Annotated in this window: 13 protein-coding genes; 7 read left to right on the forward strand and 6 right to left on the reverse strand. The window is 58.9% G+C overall.

Going from position 1 to position 16,573, the window contains the following annotated elements; genetic code table 11:
- Window positions 1-161: 161 nt before the first annotated feature.
- The 3 genes from QMG80_RS18395 (at window position 162) to QMG80_RS18405 (ending at window position 4,551) form a co-directional block, all read left to right on the forward strand.
- Window positions 162-1,265, forward strand: coding sequence for a glycosyltransferase family 4 protein (locus QMG80_RS18395; protein ID WP_085770493.1), 1,104 nt, complete (start codon window positions 162-164; stop codon window positions 1,263-1,265).
- Window positions 1,262-3,451 carry an amylo-alpha-1,6-glucosidase gene (locus tag QMG80_RS18400; RefSeq protein ID WP_245300054.1) on the forward strand — a complete coding sequence of 730 codons (2,190 nt, stop codon included), beginning with the start codon at window positions 1,262-1,264 and terminating at the stop codon, window positions 3,449-3,451. Before QMG80_RS18395 ends, QMG80_RS18400 begins: the two co-directional genes overlap by 4 nt.
- A gap of 221 nt (window positions 3,452-3,672) precedes the next feature.
- The gene (locus QMG80_RS18405) at window positions 3,673-4,551 is read left to right on the forward strand and encodes a transglutaminase family protein (RefSeq protein WP_085770494.1); all 879 of its coding nucleotides are present in this window, start codon (window positions 3,673-3,675) and stop codon (window positions 4,549-4,551) included.
- A gap of 180 nt (window positions 4,552-4,731) precedes the next feature.
- On the opposite strand, the gene QMG80_RS18410 is transcribed toward QMG80_RS18405, so the two are convergent.
- Both QMG80_RS18410 and QMG80_RS18415 read right to left on the reverse strand, forming a co-directional pair.
- Complete coding sequence (locus QMG80_RS18410) at window positions 4,732-4,926, reverse strand: CsbD family protein (RefSeq protein WP_085770495.1); 195 nt, start codon at window positions 4,924-4,926, stop codon at window positions 4,732-4,734.
- A gap of 162 nt (window positions 4,927-5,088) precedes the next feature.
- A complete protein-coding gene (locus QMG80_RS18415) occupies window positions 5,089-9,429 on the reverse strand; it encodes a chemotaxis protein CheB (protein ID WP_102938163.1) in 4,341 nt (1,446 codons plus the stop codon).
- A gap of 282 nt (window positions 9,430-9,711) precedes the next feature.
- Here QMG80_RS18415 and QMG80_RS18420 point away from each other — a divergent pair, with 282 nt between their 5' ends.
- The 4 genes from QMG80_RS18420 to QMG80_RS18435 all read left to right on the forward strand — a co-directional run bounded on the left by QMG80_RS18420 (window position 9,712) and on the right by QMG80_RS18435 (window position 12,417).
- The gene (locus QMG80_RS18420) at window positions 9,712-9,864 is read left to right on the forward strand and encodes a hypothetical protein (protein WP_158658592.1); all 153 of its coding nucleotides are present in this window, start codon (window positions 9,712-9,714) and stop codon (window positions 9,862-9,864) included.
- A 168-nt stretch (window positions 9,865-10,032) separates the two neighbouring features.
- On the forward strand, window positions 10,033-10,191 hold the full coding sequence (locus QMG80_RS18425) for a DUF3309 family protein (RefSeq protein ID WP_085770496.1): 159 nt from the start codon (window positions 10,033-10,035) through the stop codon (window positions 10,189-10,191).
- 201 nt (window positions 10,192-10,392) lie between these two features.
- Window positions 10,393-10,623, forward strand: a complete 231-nt coding sequence (locus QMG80_RS18430; RefSeq protein WP_085770497.1) for a hypothetical protein — start codon at window positions 10,393-10,395, stop codon at window positions 10,621-10,623.
- An 822-nt stretch (window positions 10,624-11,445) separates the two neighbouring features.
- A complete protein-coding gene (locus QMG80_RS18435) occupies window positions 11,446-12,417 on the forward strand; it encodes a putative bifunctional lysylphosphatidylglycerol flippase/synthetase (protein ID WP_085773503.1) in 972 nt (323 codons plus the stop codon).
- 88 nt (window positions 12,418-12,505) lie between these two features.
- On the opposite strand, the gene QMG80_RS18440 is transcribed toward QMG80_RS18435, so the two are convergent.
- The 4 genes from QMG80_RS18440 to QMG80_RS18455 all read right to left on the reverse strand — a co-directional run bounded on the left by QMG80_RS18440 (window position 12,506) and on the right by QMG80_RS18455 (window position 16,564).
- Window positions 12,506-14,476: an AI-2E family transporter gene (locus QMG80_RS18440; RefSeq protein ID WP_102938053.1), complete on the reverse strand. Its 1,971-nt coding sequence runs from the start codon at window positions 14,474-14,476 to the stop codon at window positions 12,506-12,508.
- 104 nt (window positions 14,477-14,580) lie between these two features.
- Window positions 14,581-14,736, reverse strand: a complete 156-nt coding sequence (locus QMG80_RS18445; protein ID WP_158658593.1) for a hypothetical protein — start codon at window positions 14,734-14,736, stop codon at window positions 14,581-14,583.
- Between the two features lie 291 nt (window positions 14,737-15,027).
- On the reverse strand, window positions 15,028-15,210 hold the full coding sequence (locus tag QMG80_RS18450; RefSeq protein WP_085770498.1) for a hypothetical protein: 183 nt from the start codon (window positions 15,208-15,210) through the stop codon (window positions 15,028-15,030).
- Window positions 15,211-15,763: 553 nt separating this feature from the next.
- Window positions 15,764-16,564, reverse strand: coding sequence for an ABC transporter ATP-binding protein (locus tag QMG80_RS18455; protein ID WP_085770499.1), 801 nt, complete (start codon window positions 16,562-16,564; stop codon window positions 15,764-15,766).
- Between the last annotated feature and the right edge of the window lie 9 nt (window positions 16,565-16,573).

Below are 16,573 nucleotides of genomic sequence, written 5' to 3' on the forward strand. Positions count from 1 at the left end.
CCGTTCACTTATTTTCTTGTACGGACACGCCGCCAGGATTCTCACGCTCACGCACATCAAAAGATGTGTATTGTCACTGAGAATATCTACGGCATGAAGTCACAAATTCCGAAGCCCGCCATGCGTGCGAAAAGCGACCTCGCGGCGATGGAGACACGACGATGAGGATTGCCCAGATAGCGCCGCTCATAGAAAGCGTACCTCCCCGCTTTTATGGCGGCACGGAGCGGATTGTGTCGTATCTTACCGAAGATCTGGTTCGGATGGGACACAAGGTCACCCTATTCGCAAGTGGAGATTCTCTGACCGCCGCCAATCTCGTTCCTTGCGTACCTGTCGCGCTGCGTCTCGACAAGCAAGTCCACGACACGATTCCATACTATATGCTCATGCTCGATCATGTGCGGCGGCAGGCCCACAATTTTGATATCCTGCATTTTCACGTGGATTTTCTCCCCTTCCCCCTCTTCCGTTCGATGGCGAGACGCACGGTGACCACCTTGCATGGACGGCAGGATCTTCCCGATTTGCCTCCATTCTACAGCGCCTTCGACGACATGCCGTTGGTGTCGATTTCAGACGCGCAACGACTGCCGCTTCCAAAAGTAAACTTCGCCGCGACGATTCATCATGGGCTGCCGCTGGACTTGCACCGCCCAACCCTGAATCCGCGAGGCGGCTATGTGGCCTTCCTCGGGCGCATCTCGCCGGAAAAAGGTCCCGAGCGCGCAATTCACATTGCCCGATCCATGGGAATCCCGATCAAGATTGCGGCGAAGGTCGATAAGGTCGACGAAGCATATTTCCGCGAATGCGTTGCGCCCTTGCTTAATGAGCCAGGCGTCGAATTCATTGGCGAGATCAATGAGCGGCAAAAAACTAAATTTCTCGGCGAGGCGCTCGCCCTTCTGTTTCCGATCGACTGGCCTGAACCTTTCGGGCTTGCCATGATCGAGGCGATGGCTTGCGGCACGCCGGTGCTGGCGTTTAGACGCGGCTCGGTGCCTGAAATTATCGACGAAGGAGTCACGGGCGCGATCGTTGATGGGATGGAGCAGGCGGCCAGCGCTTTGCCCGGGGTGTTCGGCCTCAACCGCCGCGCTGTTCACCAGCGTTTCGTGGAACGCTTTTCAGCGGCTTCGATGGCGCAGAACTATCTGAACCTCTATCGTTCGATGTCGATGCCGGCTCCTGCGGTCCTCAGCGGTCGTGAAGGCGGCGTGGCCCCCACTAGAAGCGTCAATTCGCCGGGAGCCGTGCATTGAGAGTGCTCGCGGCATCCTCGACGATCAAGTCCGTGGATCGGGTCCCGGAAACCGACTTTTACATTCCCGCCACTGGGCCGATGCGACTAAGGCGCAATTTGAAGCATGATGACACTTTTGCCGTAGTTGACAGTCATGGCGACATCGGCGCCAGCGCCGGCGGGACTGATGGAATTTTTCACCTCGATACGCGATATCTTTCGCGCTTTGAATTCCTGCTCGACGACACGGAGTTGCTTCTCCTTGGTTCAAATGTGCGTGACGACAATTCGGTCCTCACCGTGGATTTGACGAATCCAGATATTTACGTCGATGAGCAGCTTGTTCTGCAAAGGGATGTCCTCCACATCTCGCGCACGGTATTTTTGTGGCGCGACGCCGCCTATCAGCGCTTCCACATTCACAATCACGGTGGCGAGAAAGTCTCGTTTCGACTGTCGTTCACCTTCAGCAACGATTTCGCCGACATTTTCGAAGTGCGCGGTATTCGACGCGAGCGGCGCGGTCTGGCCACGGCCCGCGTCACGGATCGAAATAACGTTGTGCTGAGCTACAACGGGCTCGACGATAAATCGCGCAGCAGCGAGCTCACATTTGATCCTCCCCCCACTGAGCTCACCTCCAGCGCCGCATCCTATACGATCAACATGGAGCCCCAGGGACGGTATTCGCTCTTCGTGGCCGTAACCTGCGATGGGTCAGGTGGAACGCGTGCTGCTTCTTTCTTCAGGGGGCTGATTTCGGCGGCTCGCGCATCGAAGGACGTGAGCGCAAATACGGCCACTGTGGAAACCTCTAACGACCTGTTCAATCGGACCTTATGCCGGTCGATGGCCGATTTGCGAATGCTGATAACAGAAACTGAGCAGGGGCCTTATCCTTATGCCGGTATACCGTGGTATTCAACGACCTTTGGCCGTGACGGAATCATCACCGCAATTCAGATGCTGTGGTGTGATCCCGGTATTGCTCGTGGCGTGCTGAAGCGGCTCGCGGCCTATCAGGCGAAGAGCTTCGACCCGATCAGCGACGCGGAGCCGGGGAAAATCCTGCACGAAATGCGGTCGGGCGAAATGGCCATGCTCCGCGAGGTGCCGTTTGGATTGTATTATGGAAGTGTCGATTCGACACCGCTTTTTGTCGTGCTCGCCGGGCTCTATTTCGAGCGCACGGGTGACAGGGCTACGATCTTGGAATTATGGCCGCAAATTGAAGCTGCTCTGGCGTGGATGGATGGACCGGGCGACGTCGATTGCGACGGGTTTATTGAATATCATCGTCAAACCGATCAGGGGCTCGCCAATCAGGGTTGGAAGGACTCCCATGACGCCGTCTTCCATGCCGACGGGGAATTGGCAAAGGGGCCCATCGCGCTCGCCGAAGTGCAGGGCTATGTATTCATGGCCAAGCGCCTTGCCGCGCGCGCAGCGCGTCGGCTAGGAAGTGAGGCGCTCGCGGATCGTCTCGATACACAAGCGACAGAGCTTGCCGTGCGATTCGAGGCGGCTTTCTGGTGCCCGGAAATCGGCGCCTACGCATTTGCCCTCGACGGAGAGAAGAGACAATGCAAAGTCCGCACTTCGAACGCCGGCCAGGTTCTTTTTACGGGCGTCGCCTCACGCGAGCACGCTTTCGCGGTCGCCGACACGCTCATGCGACCGGAACTCTTTTCCGGGTGGGGAATTCGCACGGTGTCGCGGGAAGAGCGGCGCTACAATCCCATGTCCTATCACAACGGTTCGGTCTGGCCGCATGACAACGCCCTGATCGCGCTGGGCTTCGCACGCTACGGCCTCAAGCGCCCGATCAACAGGGTTTTCAAGGGCTTGTTTGAAGCGGCGACATATATGGACATTAGCCGCCTGCCCGAACTGTTTTGCGGCTTCCGGCGCCGGCGTGGGCGCGGTCCGACGCTCTATCCTGTCGCTTGCGCGCCGCAAGCTTGGGCCGCGGCCACACCCTTCGCTCTGCTTCAGGCGTCGCTTGGGCTCAGCTTCAATCCCAAGCAAAATGAAATTCGGCTGATCAATCCGCACCTCCCCTCGTTTCTCGACGAAGTGATCATACGTGAGCTTCGTCTCGGAAACTCAAGCCTCAACCTCGCCATCGTTCGTCACGGCGAGCAGGTTTCCATGCGGGTGCTGCGACGAGAAGGACAGCTCCGGGTCAGCGCCATTCACACATAGGGCACTCCATCCGTTCAAAATGTTGCGCTCATTTGGGGGAATCAACAGCTACGGCGTCGCAGTCAGCGTGATCGCCTACGGACCGTCAGAACCGAGATGGAGCACCCCGTTAGAGCTAACCGCGGCCCGCTTCGAAGTGGACGACGTTGAATGGATCACGATAATATCTCGCGGCCTCATTGAGCGTAACGCGTTTTGCAGCGGCCCGCCATGGAGTAGCTTTGATTAGCCTCAGCATTCACCACAGAACAGTCTACCGCTACGGTTGTCCAGTCAGCTTCGGACCGCACCGCTTGATGCTTCGGCCGCGCGAAAGCCGAGATCTTCGGCTGATTTCCAGTCATGTCACGGTGGCTCCCGCTGCAGTCGTGACTTGGGCGCAGGATGTTTTCGGCAACGCCGTTGCTACGTCCGTCTTTCAAACCACGGCCGATACTCTCGCGATCGACAGCGTCGCGGAGCTCGAGCTCGAAGCCACCGCTTGGCCGGTCTTCGACATCGCCGCCGAAGCCATTTTCTTTCCGTTCCGCTACACGGACGATGAGTGGACCGACCTCGGCGCCCTAACGATCCCACAATACGCGGACCCTGAGGGACGGTTGCGAGACTGGGCGAGAGCCTTTGTGGCCGGACATCCGACGGACACCCTCGCTCTGCTCAAAGATCTCAGCGCTGGCGTCTCGGCATGGATCAGCTATCAGAGTCGGGACGACGAAGGTGTTCAGTCGCCAACCGAAACTCTGCGACGAGGCTGGGGATCCTGCAGGGATTTTGCCGTCCTTTTCGTCGAAGCGGCGCGTAGCCTCGGATTTGGGGCGCGGATCGTCTCCGGTTATCTCTTTAACCCCGATCTGAAGATGCTCGGGTCGACGGACGAGGGATCCACCCATGCATGGGCGGAGGTTTACGTGCCCGGCGCAGGGTGGATCACTTTCGATCCAACCAACCGCGGCGTTGGCGGCTCCAATCTGATCCCCGTCGCCGTCGCACGCAGCATCTGGCAGGCAATGCCGGTAAGAGGGAGCTTCTCGGGAGCGCCTGAGGCATTCTTGGGAATGTCAGTGCAGGTTTTCGTGACGTCACAGAAAGGCGCGGCTTAAGAAAGCGGCAAGCCGGGAGCAGAGCTTGGCCGACAAAATTTTGAGTTGGCTATCACGGATTTCGCTGCACTATTATCGGCATTACGCAATAGACGGATGGCGCAGACCTCCTGGTCCCTCTGATATCGAGAAGGAAACCAATGAAGGCGCGCGCCACCCCGCAGCGTCAGCCAGGCCCCATCAGGGCTTGCTGGCTTCCTTGACCGCGTCCTTCACCACGTCTCGTGCGGTTCCGACCGCTTCGCGCACCGCGCCGCCGAGCTGGTCAGCTTTTCCACGAAGCTCGAGATCCTTGTCGCCGACCACCTTGCCAGCGACCTCTTCGATCTTGCCTTTGATCTTTTGGGCGGCGCCCTTAATGTTTTCTTTGTCCATAACACGATCTCCGTTTCGGTTTCTTATCGCTTGGAACACTAACGGAGATCGGGGGATCAACGAAGCGTCGGAAACTACTCAAGTTGCGGCGCCGGCGGCTTGACTGATTTTTGCGGGCGCAGGCGTGCGCATCCATTCAAGAAGGCGATGTTACGGCCGATCTCATTCGGCTGCCACCGCCAATCGGATGAGCGCAGGAATATTCCGAGAACCGGTCTTGCGCATGATGGCCGAGCGATGGTTCTCCACCGTCCGCTGGCTAATCCCCAGATCCGCGGCGATGTTCTTGCTCGGATGCCCGGCGAGCACGAGCCCCAGAATTTGGCGTTCACGCGCGGTCAAACCCTCAAGATGCGCGTTGGCGGCCATGCGCCGCGCTTGCTCTCGCCCCGACGCAGTGGTTTGCTCCAGTGCATCCTTGATACTTGCGAAAAGCTCCTCATGCCCGAAAGGCTTTTCGATGAAGTCGGAGACCCCGGCCCGCATGGCTTTGACGGCCATTGAAACGTCGCCATGGCCGGTGATCATGATCGACGGCAGGGTGATCCCATCGGCCTTGAGCCGAGCCAGCAGCTCCAACCCATCCATTCCCGGCAGCACTGCGTCGATCACGAGACATCCGCGGCGTCCGGGGCGCAGGGCCGCCAGGAACGCTTCGCAGCTCTCGAAGGTCTCCACCTCCCATCCGTGCGATTCGAGCATCTCCCGAACAGCGTCGCGAATGCTGGAGTCGTCGTCGACGACAAAAATGGCGCCAGACGATGGTTCGCCCGGAGTCCTTGTCACCGCCTCCGTCTTCTCCTCCGGCGCCGCCGAGACGAGAAGATTCTTGACGACGCGCAGCAGTTCCGCGGTCTCGACCGGCTTGCCCAGATGCTTGCAGTGTAGTCCGGCGATGGCGCGCAGCGTTTGCGTGGAAATGTCGCCGGTGATGACGATGGCGGCAATTTCGCGATGGAATTTCTCTCGCAGTTGCGAGATGACCTCGACGCCATTGGGCCCGTTGGGAAGATTGAAGTCGGCGACGATGAGATCGGGACGCTCGCTCGAAGCGAGCGCAACGACCCCATCAGCGGCGCCCAGCGGACGATATCCGGCGCCTCGCAAAAGCATTTCGAGCAGTTCGCGAATCGCTGGATCATCCTCGATAACGAGAATCGAGGCATTCCCTTGCGCTGGCTCAACCGTAAGCTTTCCTGTGGCGGAGCCAGAAGCGACAAGCGCCGGAGACTCGATGGGCACGCCGATGCTGAACATTGAACCATGCCCAGGGCGTGATTTCACATCGATGGGGTGATCAAGCAAATTGGCCAATCGCTCCACGATGGCGAGACCAAGACCGAGCCCCTTGCTGCGCTCCCGCGCGGGGTTGTCGATTTGGTGAAACTCCTCGAAGATCGCCTGACGATACTCCTCAGGAATTCCGGGGCCCGTGTCCCACACCTCGATACGCATCATCTTGCCGCGACGGCGGCGACCGAGCAGCACCTTGCCGCGCTTCGTAAATTTCACCGCGTTGGAAAGAAGGTTACGTAGAATCTGCTCGAGCAGTCTGGGATCGCTGCGCACGACACATGTGCTGGAGACGACGCGCCACTCAAGACCCTGCGCCCGCATGTGATAGCCAAAGTCCGCGTCGAGATGCTCAAACAACTCGTTCAAAGGAAAGCTTTCGATGTCCGCCTGGATAACGCCAGCTTCGAGCTGATTGATGTCGAGCAGTGTGTTCAGCATTCCCGACATAACGCCAACGGTCGCGTCGAGACGCTTCAGGAGCGTTTGCGAGTCAGGGTTACCGGATGTATTGGCCAACAGTCCCTGGAGAAGTCGGATCGTTTGCAGCGGCTGCCGCAAATCATGGCTGGCGGCGGCGAGAAAGCGCGATTTGGCGACATTCGCCTGTTCGGCGGCCTGCGTGGCGGCGGCGAGCGCCTCGGCCGCGCGCTTTTTTTCGGTGATGTTCGTGAATGTGATGACGACGCCTTCGACCAAGCCGTCATGGGTTCGGTATGGCAATATCACTCTATTATACCATACTCCATTGTGGGTTTTGACTTCACGTTCGATGGTCCGATGCTCCTCGAGAACGATCGAGGCGTCTTTGATCAGATCGCCATCGTTTGCGAGCGAGGTGAAATCGGCCAGAGGCCGACCAATGTCGGTCGAAATCACCCTGAATAGCGACATGGCCGCGGGGGTGAAGAAACGAATTCTCAGATCCTCGTCCAGAAAGATCGTGGCGATGCCTGAGCTTTCTAGAATATTCTGGAGATCATTGGAGGTGTTGCGCTGACGCTCCAAAGTCTCGTGGAGCTGGCTGTTCAACGCCGTGAGCTCCTCGTTCACCGATTGCAGCTCTTCCTTCGACGTGACCAGCTCTTCATTCGTGGATTGCGCCTCCTCATTCAGGGACATGGCTTGTTCGCTGATGCGCCTCTGCTCCTCTTTCGCCGAGTCGAGATCTCGAAGCGCGCCCTCGAGCTCCACGGTGACCTCTGCGAGCCGGCGTTCCAAATTGGCGACACGAGCTCCGTCTGCGGGAGCTGGCGCCGCCAATCGATCTGTCCTTGGGTTTGCGAAGGAGCCATCCAGAAAGCTGACGAGCAACATCCCATCGTCATGCTTCTTGACGGGCTCGACGGCGATGCAAATGGTCGAGGACGCTTGATCCTCCTCCAGTTGAGCGTCCGTCACGACCACACGCGCCCGATCATGCTTGGCGCGCTCGATGGCGGCGCGCAGCTTGGGACGCAGACCGCCCCGCACCATCACCAAAAGATCGTTGCGGGCGACGCCCAAGGGAACCCGGAGATATTTATCCGCTGCCCCGGAAATGTGCAGACACTCCTGGCGCGCATCGATCAACACCGAACACAAAGAAAAGCTGTCATTCACAGCGCGCCGAGACAGAGCGTCGAAGTCGACCGCTCGTTCGAAGTGAGGTCTTGCTGCGGTCGCCGAAACCATCCGCTCAGTCTGAGCCCCTGCAGGAAACGCGACCTCACCCGGCCGGCTGCGGCCCATATGACGATAAATACGATGCTTCTTTGAAATGGACTCGAAGCGCTCTCCGGAGCCGACCATCTCCGAAGGTCCGAGGAACAAAACGCCGCCATCGCGCAAGGCGAAGTGAAAAAACGACAGGATTTTGTGCTGCGCCTCCGGCTGCAAGTAGATGAGGAGATTGCGACAGCAGACAAGGTCAATGTTGGAAAAGGGCGCGTCCGCTAAAATGTCGTGAACCGTGAACACGACGCAGTCGCGCAATTCGTGCGCGACCCGGTAGTGGTGGTCCTCTCTCGTGAAAAACCGCGCCAGCCGGTCCGGCGCGACATCCACTTCGATCGTTTTTGAATAGAGCCCGTCGCGCGCGAAACCGACGGCGTCCGCATTGATGTCCGACGCGAAAATCTGAAGTCGCGCCGGCCGCTTCAACTCCTCGAAAGCCTCGAGAAACAGCATGGCGAGCGAATAAGGCTCTTCACCGGTGCTGCACCCAGGACACCAGATGCGGATCGCCCGCTGGTCCTTTTGCTGATTAACGAGCTCGGGGATGATTTCATTGGACAGGTATTCAAATGCGAGCCGACCGCGGAAAAATTGCGTGACGCCAATCAACAGATCCTTGCGCAGCAGCTCGATCTCTGCTGGCTTTTCACGCAAAAGCTTTAGATAGGAGGCGGGCGTCTCGATTCGAACCGCGTTCATGCGATGCTCGAGGCGACGCTGCAACGTGCCTTCCTTATAGACGCTGAAGTCATGCCCGGTCTTGTCTCGAAGCAGCGCGATGATCTCAGAGAACTCACCTGATGCAGCAAGCGGGTGGGATTTCTTCACGTCCGCGGCCGCCGGCGCCGCTCCGTGCAGCCGTGCAAGAATGAGCTCGGGAATGTCTGCGACCAACCCGACGATATCGACGACGTCGGTTGCGATCGCGCTACGCGGCATCCCATCGAACTCGGCCTCCTCCGGATCCTGAGCAATCACAAGGCCGCCTTTTTCCTTGATCGCGACAAGCCCGACGCTGCCGTCCGATCCGGTCCCCGATAGCACGACGCAGACGGCCTGCTTGCCACAAGCTTCGGCGAGCGAAGCCAGGAAAAAGTCGAAGGGCAATCGCGCGCCGCGGCGTTGCGTCGGCTTCGTTAGCCGCAACAGCCCATCTCTAACCGAAAGATTGGCGCCCGGAGGAATGAGATAGACATGATTGCGTTCGAGCGGCGCGGCGTCCTTGGCTTGCGCGACCGTCATGCTCGTGTGATTGGAGAGCAATTCCTGCATGAGACTGGGATGCGTGGGATCCAGATGCTGGATCATCACGAAGGCCATTCCGCTCGTGGGACTCTGCGCATCGAGGAAGCTGCGGAACGCCTCCAGCCCACCCGCCGAAGCGCCGATTGCGACGATCGGAAATGCGCAGCGCTGGGGCGAATCTTTTGGCGAGACGGCGCGAATGTTCTTCGAGCCGGCCGTATCGCCTTTTGCGCTTGTGGGGCTCGTCATCATTTCTATCCGAAATTTTGTCTGCCGCTCCGCCGCAAGCGCCATCAGCTGAGCAGCACCTGCGACTAATAGATATTGGCTCCCTTTGAATTTACAAACCCGCCCATTTTGGTCCTGGCTTGGATCTTCGATTGCGGAGTCGATTTCGTTGTTTTGAGTAGTTTCCGGGCCTACCCGCAATTTTTCTCGTGGAGCACAATCCAAAATCGATTTCCCGACGCGAAATCCCAACCGAGGCGAATTAGCTTCTTATCCGTCGGCTACAAATGCGAGATCGGTCCAATGACCAGCCCTTATCAAGCGATCGTCTGGATCGATCCGCGGGAAGGAAGGTCTTCCATTTCGATTCGACTGGTCACCGCGGCGATGGCCGAGGCAAAGGCGATGCTGATCACCGGCCCAGACAGCGCCGAATTGGAACTGGCCGCGTGTTAGACGAGCCGTCATGCCCATTCCGCCAGCTGCATTGTCGGCGTGGAGACGATTGATCATATCGACGGACCCTTGGCCGCGGTCGCTCGGCTCTACTTTAACCCCAAGGACGGTTCTCAACAGGGAAGCTCGCGAACGCAGCTAGGGCTTTAGTGCCAGAAAGGAGTTCTCATGTCACTCGGGACAATCCTTCTCATCGTTCTCGTCCTGATGCTCGTCGGGGCGTTCCCGACTTGGTCCCATAGCGCCAGCTGGGGCTATTTCCCGTCGGGCGCCCTCGGAACGATTCTGATCGTGGTGCTCATCCTCGTTTTGTTGGGCCGATTATAGACGCCTGCGAAGTCCCGCGGTTGGGATTCGTCGCGATTCCCGCGCCGGTTGGCGCGGGTTGTTCCGGGGCCCCCGACATCTGTCGCTGTGGCTTATCATTTAGTCTGGATAAGCCGCATGAGTGTTGGCGGCTCAAGGGAAAATATTCATCGCTGCATGTGAACGCGGGGTCGCCCTGCGGCAAGATCAAAGGAGCCCAAAATGCGCGGATTTCATGAGGCGCAAGCGAGCGAGTCTCGGTTGCGGGTCGTCTTCGAGGACGATCAGATTTCTTTCGGCTTTCCGACCGTAGCGACGCTCGGCGATGTCGCCGATTGGGTGGGGGGCCTCGCCAAATTCCATGAAAGCTCTCTCGTCGCCGTCGATGTCAAGATACCGAGACGCGCTGCTCCATCCATCGCTTCGACAGGAGCCTCCCAAGGAACGCACTGACATTTCCATCGCCGCTTCGCCGTTCAAGCGCAGGCCGCAGAAGCAACCGGTTTCGCGGGTCGCCGACCCGCTCCCCAACGGGTGCGCTGCCGGCAAGGTGACGCCTTCGCGCACATCAAGACGCGTTGGCCTAACGCTCGCAAGGATCGATTTCCCGCGTGCTACGTCTCCGGCCTTTCGCGGCGCAAGGATCATGCACAAGTCGCCCTTCGGCGCTCATGGTCGAGAACACTGTCCTTGGGAATGCTCGTGCTGTAGATCTCGGCGCCGATTGCGCTGGAGCCGCCGAAAGCGATCACCCCCTCAAGAGCGGAGGATGGTTACAGTGAGATCGCCCCCCGCGCATTCCATACCGAGCCTGCAACACAGCGCGTCGCCACGGTCTGCCAGAGTGCGTGAGCCTATCCATTGGAGGGCATATGGCGCGTGAGTAGATTCCGAGGCTGGCTCCGAATCACAGAATTCAGTTACGTAAGGGACCACTGAGTTCCCCTCCCTTGGGGGTTTCTCCCGGATGCGCGGGGCTCCCCGAGCCCGGCGTGATTCCTCCCTCACGCCTTCACGCAACAATGTTCCGAGGAGAACCCGGCTCCGGGTCAGAGGACGCGGAGCCGGGGAACTTTTTTGGCTAGGCAATTCGGACGCGCTCATGAGCCAGACGGCCCGGGGCAAACTCTGCCATCCAACGAGATTAGCGCAAACACCATCATCCAATAGATAGCGGATGGCGGCTCGTGGAGGCGGTCCGACCATGCAAGCGAAGGCGATACGGCTTAGATGCGGCCGTTCGAGAGCGACCACAATCCTGCTGGCATGGGCCGCATGAAGAAGATCTTGGGACGTCTTTGGTCGCTCGTCGGCTTCATAGCCGTGATCGGTTCTTTCTATCTGCTTTACCGTGAGTTGAAGGGCGAGGCCGTCAGGGCTGATGTCTGGGCCGACCTGAAAGCCATCCCACTTTCTGCATATCTCGCCGCTGGCGCATCGACCTTGATGGCGTACGCAGCGCTCGCCTGGTACGATCACATCGCGCTGCTGCACCTTGGGGTAAGGCACATCTCTTGGATTTACATCTCCATCTGTTCCTTCACGACCTATGCCTTGTCTCACAACGTCGGCGCTTCGGTATTGTCCGGCGCCATGGTTCGTTACCGCGCATATTCGACGAAGGGGCTGACGATGGCGCAGGTGGGCGTGCTCGTCACGTTCTGTGCCCTCACCTTCGCCCTTGGCGGTATCTTAGTCGGCGGCATATTGCTTACCACCCGTCCCGCCATGTTGCAGCGCCTGTCTGGAATGCTGCCCGCGATCATCACCGATCCAGATACGGCGCTCACGATCGGGCTCGGCTGCCTCGCCGTCGTCGCGCTCTACGTCATTGGCTCGCTGATGCGTTTTCGCCCGCTCGCGATTAGCAAAATGGAAATCGTCTATCCGCGCCCGGGAGTCATGGCTAGGCAGTTGTTCGCGGCGCCCATCGAACTGGCTGGCGCAGCGGGCATCATCTATTTTGCGCTACCCGAAATCGGCAATCCCGGCCCTCTTGTCGTGCTGGGCACGTTTCTCTTTTCATTTTCGGCGGCGCTCGTCTCCACTGCGCCCGCCGGGTTAGGCGTGTTCGAAGTTTTGTTTATCAAGGCCATGCCCGACGTGCCGCACCTGAAAGTGCTTTCGGCGCTGCTCGTCTTTCGCCTGTTCTATTTGGTTATTCCGCTTCTGATGGCGATCGCCGTCGTGATCATTTTCGAGCGCGGCAAGCTCAGGGAAGCCAAAGGTCGCAGCGATCCAGACTGATCAAGGCTTTCCGGTAGTACGAACAGAGCCAGCCTAAGCGCCCAACGATCCGCGAAAGAGGCGGGCTAACGCCCGAAGGCGGCGCGGCTCAATCTTCGTGTTTCGAAAACGATGGCGCTATTTCAAGAATCCTTTCAACAGTGGCGCGAAGTGAAGCCTTGACCAGATCGAGTTTCACCAAAGCGTGCATAACCTCATCGTCGTCAATTGCGGTCGTTCTACCGAGCAGCGCAATGAGGACTATTGCTGCTGGGGCCCTTCGGCGCAAGCGCCGCACGGCATAGTGTATTTGCGCGGGAGTGGGCGTTTCGATGTAGCACAGGCAGATCAATCCGACATCCGTGGTGTCCAGAGAAGAGACGCGCGATTTCGACAGCACGCCGAATTCTTCGGCGCGTGCGCCAACTCCGCTTCGTTCGAGGAGCTGGGTGACTATCAAGGCCAAGGCCTCGTCAATCAGCCCGAGGCCAGGAATGCAGAGCGCCAACCTGCCGGTTCGGCCCCGTTGCGCCAGTTCCCGCGCCGCTTCTTCGGCCTTGTCGGCACGCGCCGACTCCCTCGCCTCGATTGCAGCTTCATGTGCTGGCTCGGGATCGCCTTTATGATCGCTCAGGTCGTCGACGATTTCGGCGACTGCGTCGCGAATGAGCAGTGTCCGATCGGGGTCGAGCAAACCACGCTCCGCGTCGGCCGCGGCAAGCTTGAGACCTTCCAGGAGGACTTCTTCGTAATAGGCGAGCAGTGACCTCTCCTTCAAAAACATTCGCGCCTGCTCACTCGCCTCCACCGGATCTCTTGCCAGCATCCGTTGATAGAGGAGCTCCGCCGGCATAAGCGCGGGTTGGTCGCCGAGCATCACGGTCAAGAATGCCAGTCGCTCCACATGCCGGCCAAGCACCACCAGGCAAATGGTCAGCGGCGTCGCCAAGATCAGTCCGATCGGCCCCCAGAGCCATGTCCAGAACGTGGCGGAGGTGACGACGGCGATTGGTGAAAGCCCCGAGCTATGTCCGTAGGCCAAGGGCTCGATGATCTGCCCGGCTATTGTCTCCACAATCAGGAACAACACGGCCGTCCATAAGACCATGGCCCAGCCTGTGGCGGCGGCCGCCGCTAAGATGAGCGGAAAGATCGCCGAGATGAGGGGGCCGATGTAAGGGACGAAACGGAAAATCATCGCCAGCATCCCCCACAATGGGGCGCTCGGAACGCCGATGATCCAAAGCCCTGCGCCCACCACGAGCCCAAAGCCCGCGTTGAGCGCGACTTGAGTGAGGAAAAGCCGGCTGAGCCGCTGAGCCGCATCGTCGAATGCTGCAGTCGTGCGTTGAATATCCCTCGATCCGGCGAGCCGGACAAGCCGGCTCCTCAAATCCTGCCTTTGAGCGAGAATGAGGATGACAAAGATCACGACGATACCACCGGTGGCGAGGGGACTAACCAGCGCCGTGATGACGGCCCCGACCGTCTGCAGAGCGCTGGAAGTCGGTTTCGCGATTTCCACCTGAATGGACTCGGTGGAAGCTCCGCCAGGCGGCGTCAGAGCAGCACTCGCCGGAGCGCCGCGCTTCGGGCTGTTGAGCTCCCTGTTTAACTCTTGCAGAATTTCGGAAGCGCGTTCGAGCGTGCCCGTTACCGCTGTGGCTCCGCGCAGGCTCTGAATCTTTTCGCGCAACGTCGATTGATAACGCGGCAGGTCGCTCGCCAGCTTGTTGACCTCCACGACCATCAGCCCACCCAAGCTGAAAATCGCCGAGAACGCGAAGACCGCCACAAAAACGACGGCGAGACTGCGCGGAACACGCCAGCCTTGTAGTAGTCGAACGGGAGGGGCGAGCACGAAACTCATGAGCACCGCGAGCGCGATCGGGACCAAGACCTCGCGGCCAATATAGAGGCAAGCAATTATTACGAAGCCAAAAATGACCTCCGTGAGCGGCGAACCTTGAACGTCGCCGCCGCTCTGCGAAGATTTGGGGGGAACCATGTAAGTGACATGGCGTGAGATCGCGACGCAGGCAAGGCCGACCGAAGCGCCGTTTCCACGGCGATGCTTCAAAGGTCGACGGTAACCCTCAAATTTCGCAAGTTCAGCGCCTGCGTGCGTGCTTGCTCCGCCGTCATCGGACCGAACAGCCCGATCTTGACCTTTTGCGAGCGGCCTTACCGCTTGCACTGAATGATAAAGGTCTTGCGTCCCGAGGGCAGCACGACGACGCCGAAGCCCCGCAGAGCGTCGTCCCAGAGGACCTCCATCGACTTACCAGCGGGGCAAGCGAGCCGATCGACGTTGCTTTTGTTGATTCTGCCCTTCGCCATGAAATATCTCCCGGCGGCCTCGTTGGAGCGGGGTTTTCGGGCGTGAATTTTAGAAGCCATTTAGAAGCCGATCAAATCAAAATCGAGCGTAAGTTAGCGTACGATGGAGAAGGCGTCTGAGCACAACACGTTGTGATTATAAGGAATTATGCGGCCATGGCGAAGAATAGCGAAATCGATTTCTGCTCTTTGTAATCAGTAGGTCGCGGGTTCGAATCCTGCAACCGGCACCAATAAAAACAAAGCGTTAGACACAGTTTCTTGCCTTGGAAATCTAAACCTCTCCTCACTTTAGAAAAGAATGAAATTAAGTCCGTAAGCTGCCGGGGGATGGAGAAGCTCTATCAGAGGAAGCGATTGAATTCGTCTGAAATAGACATTTTTCATGTAAAGCGGGTCTTCCTCACATTCTGTCGCAAAGGTCACGACAAAGGGAGCTTGCGGCGCGGAGGAGTTCTGCTCCAGCGCGGCCATAAATTGTTCGTTTGAGCGATTTCAAGCCCGTTGATTTGTCCTTCCGTCTGGCCGTTGCTTGCCGGTGTAACCGCGCGCTTTGATTTCGTGGAAGAGGCGACGGCCGCACACACAACCTTCTGACCAGCGGTGCGCGACAAATAATCGTCGAAATGCCGCGGGGACGTCGTCTTTGGCGCGGCGGCGCTCCGTTGGGGAAGCGCATCAGCTTGGATCCATTTCGCGACTGTGCGGCGATCGACACCCGTCTCTCGCGCGATGTCCACAGATTTCGACGCTCCTTGTGTAGCGAGCGAAGCCGATCGAAAGCTGTTTGCCTCGAACGCCCATACGCGACTCTCTGAGCATCAGCTCGAGTTCTCCCGGTAGAATCAAGTTGTCGCGCTAGCTGCCGCCCTCAACGCGGCGATTTCATCTCCATCGTGACCGTTGCCGCGCGCGCGGGATTGGAAGCTTTGCGACCCGACTCCCTCACGTCAGGGATTGGATCCTCTCGCGGCGCAGGAAAAACGAGCGAGCTCGATCGTTAGCTCACGCCGAGGATCTCTCCAAACTAAACGGCGGCGTAATTTGTTCGCGTGGGCGACTCTCTCCGATGAGCCCGCGTGTTTCGGCCGAGATAGAAATCTTTGACATCCTCGCGCTCCTGCAGTGTTGCGGCGGCGCCCTCGAGAACCACAACGCCATTCTCCACGACATAGCCGCGATGCGCGTGGCGCAGCGCGACGTAAGCATTCTGCTCAGCGACGAGAAGACTTAAGCCTTTCATGCGATTGAGGGCTCCAAGCACTTGGTAGATTTCCTCAACCACAAGCGGCGCGAGGCCCATCGACGGCTCGTCCAAAATGAGCAGCCGGGGATGCGTCATCATCGCCCGCCCAATCGCTGTCATTTGCTGCTCGCCGCCCGACAGTAATCCGGCCAGCGATCTCCGGCGGTGCTTCAGCTGCGGGAAAACGCCGTAGACATAATCGAGATCGTCTCGCAGCTCACGCCGGTTCGAGCGGCGCGCAAGCGCCCCGCTCGCCAAATTCTCCTCGACAGTCAGACTCCGAAAGACGCGTCGGCCCTCAAGAACCTGAACAAGTCCCTTCTGAGCGAGCTCGGCCGTGGAGGATTTTGACGTTGAGCGCCCGTCGAATAAAATCTTCCCCGAAGTGATCTGCCCTCGCTCCGCCGCGAGCAGTCGCGACGTCGCATTCAAAATCGTCGTTTTGCCGGAGCCATTGGCGCCCAGCAGGGCGACGATTTCGCCTCGCCTGACCTTGAGACTGACGTCGCGAAGCGCAACAATCGCTTGATTATAACTCGCCTCAACGTCGCGGAGCTCGAGCAGAGTTTCGGTCGCTGTCATGATTAGGCC

The sequence above is a fragment of the Methylocystis bryophila genome, assembly GCF_027925445.1.
GTDB classification, from domain to species: Bacteria; Pseudomonadota; Alphaproteobacteria; order Rhizobiales; family Beijerinckiaceae; genus Methylocystis; species Methylocystis bryophila.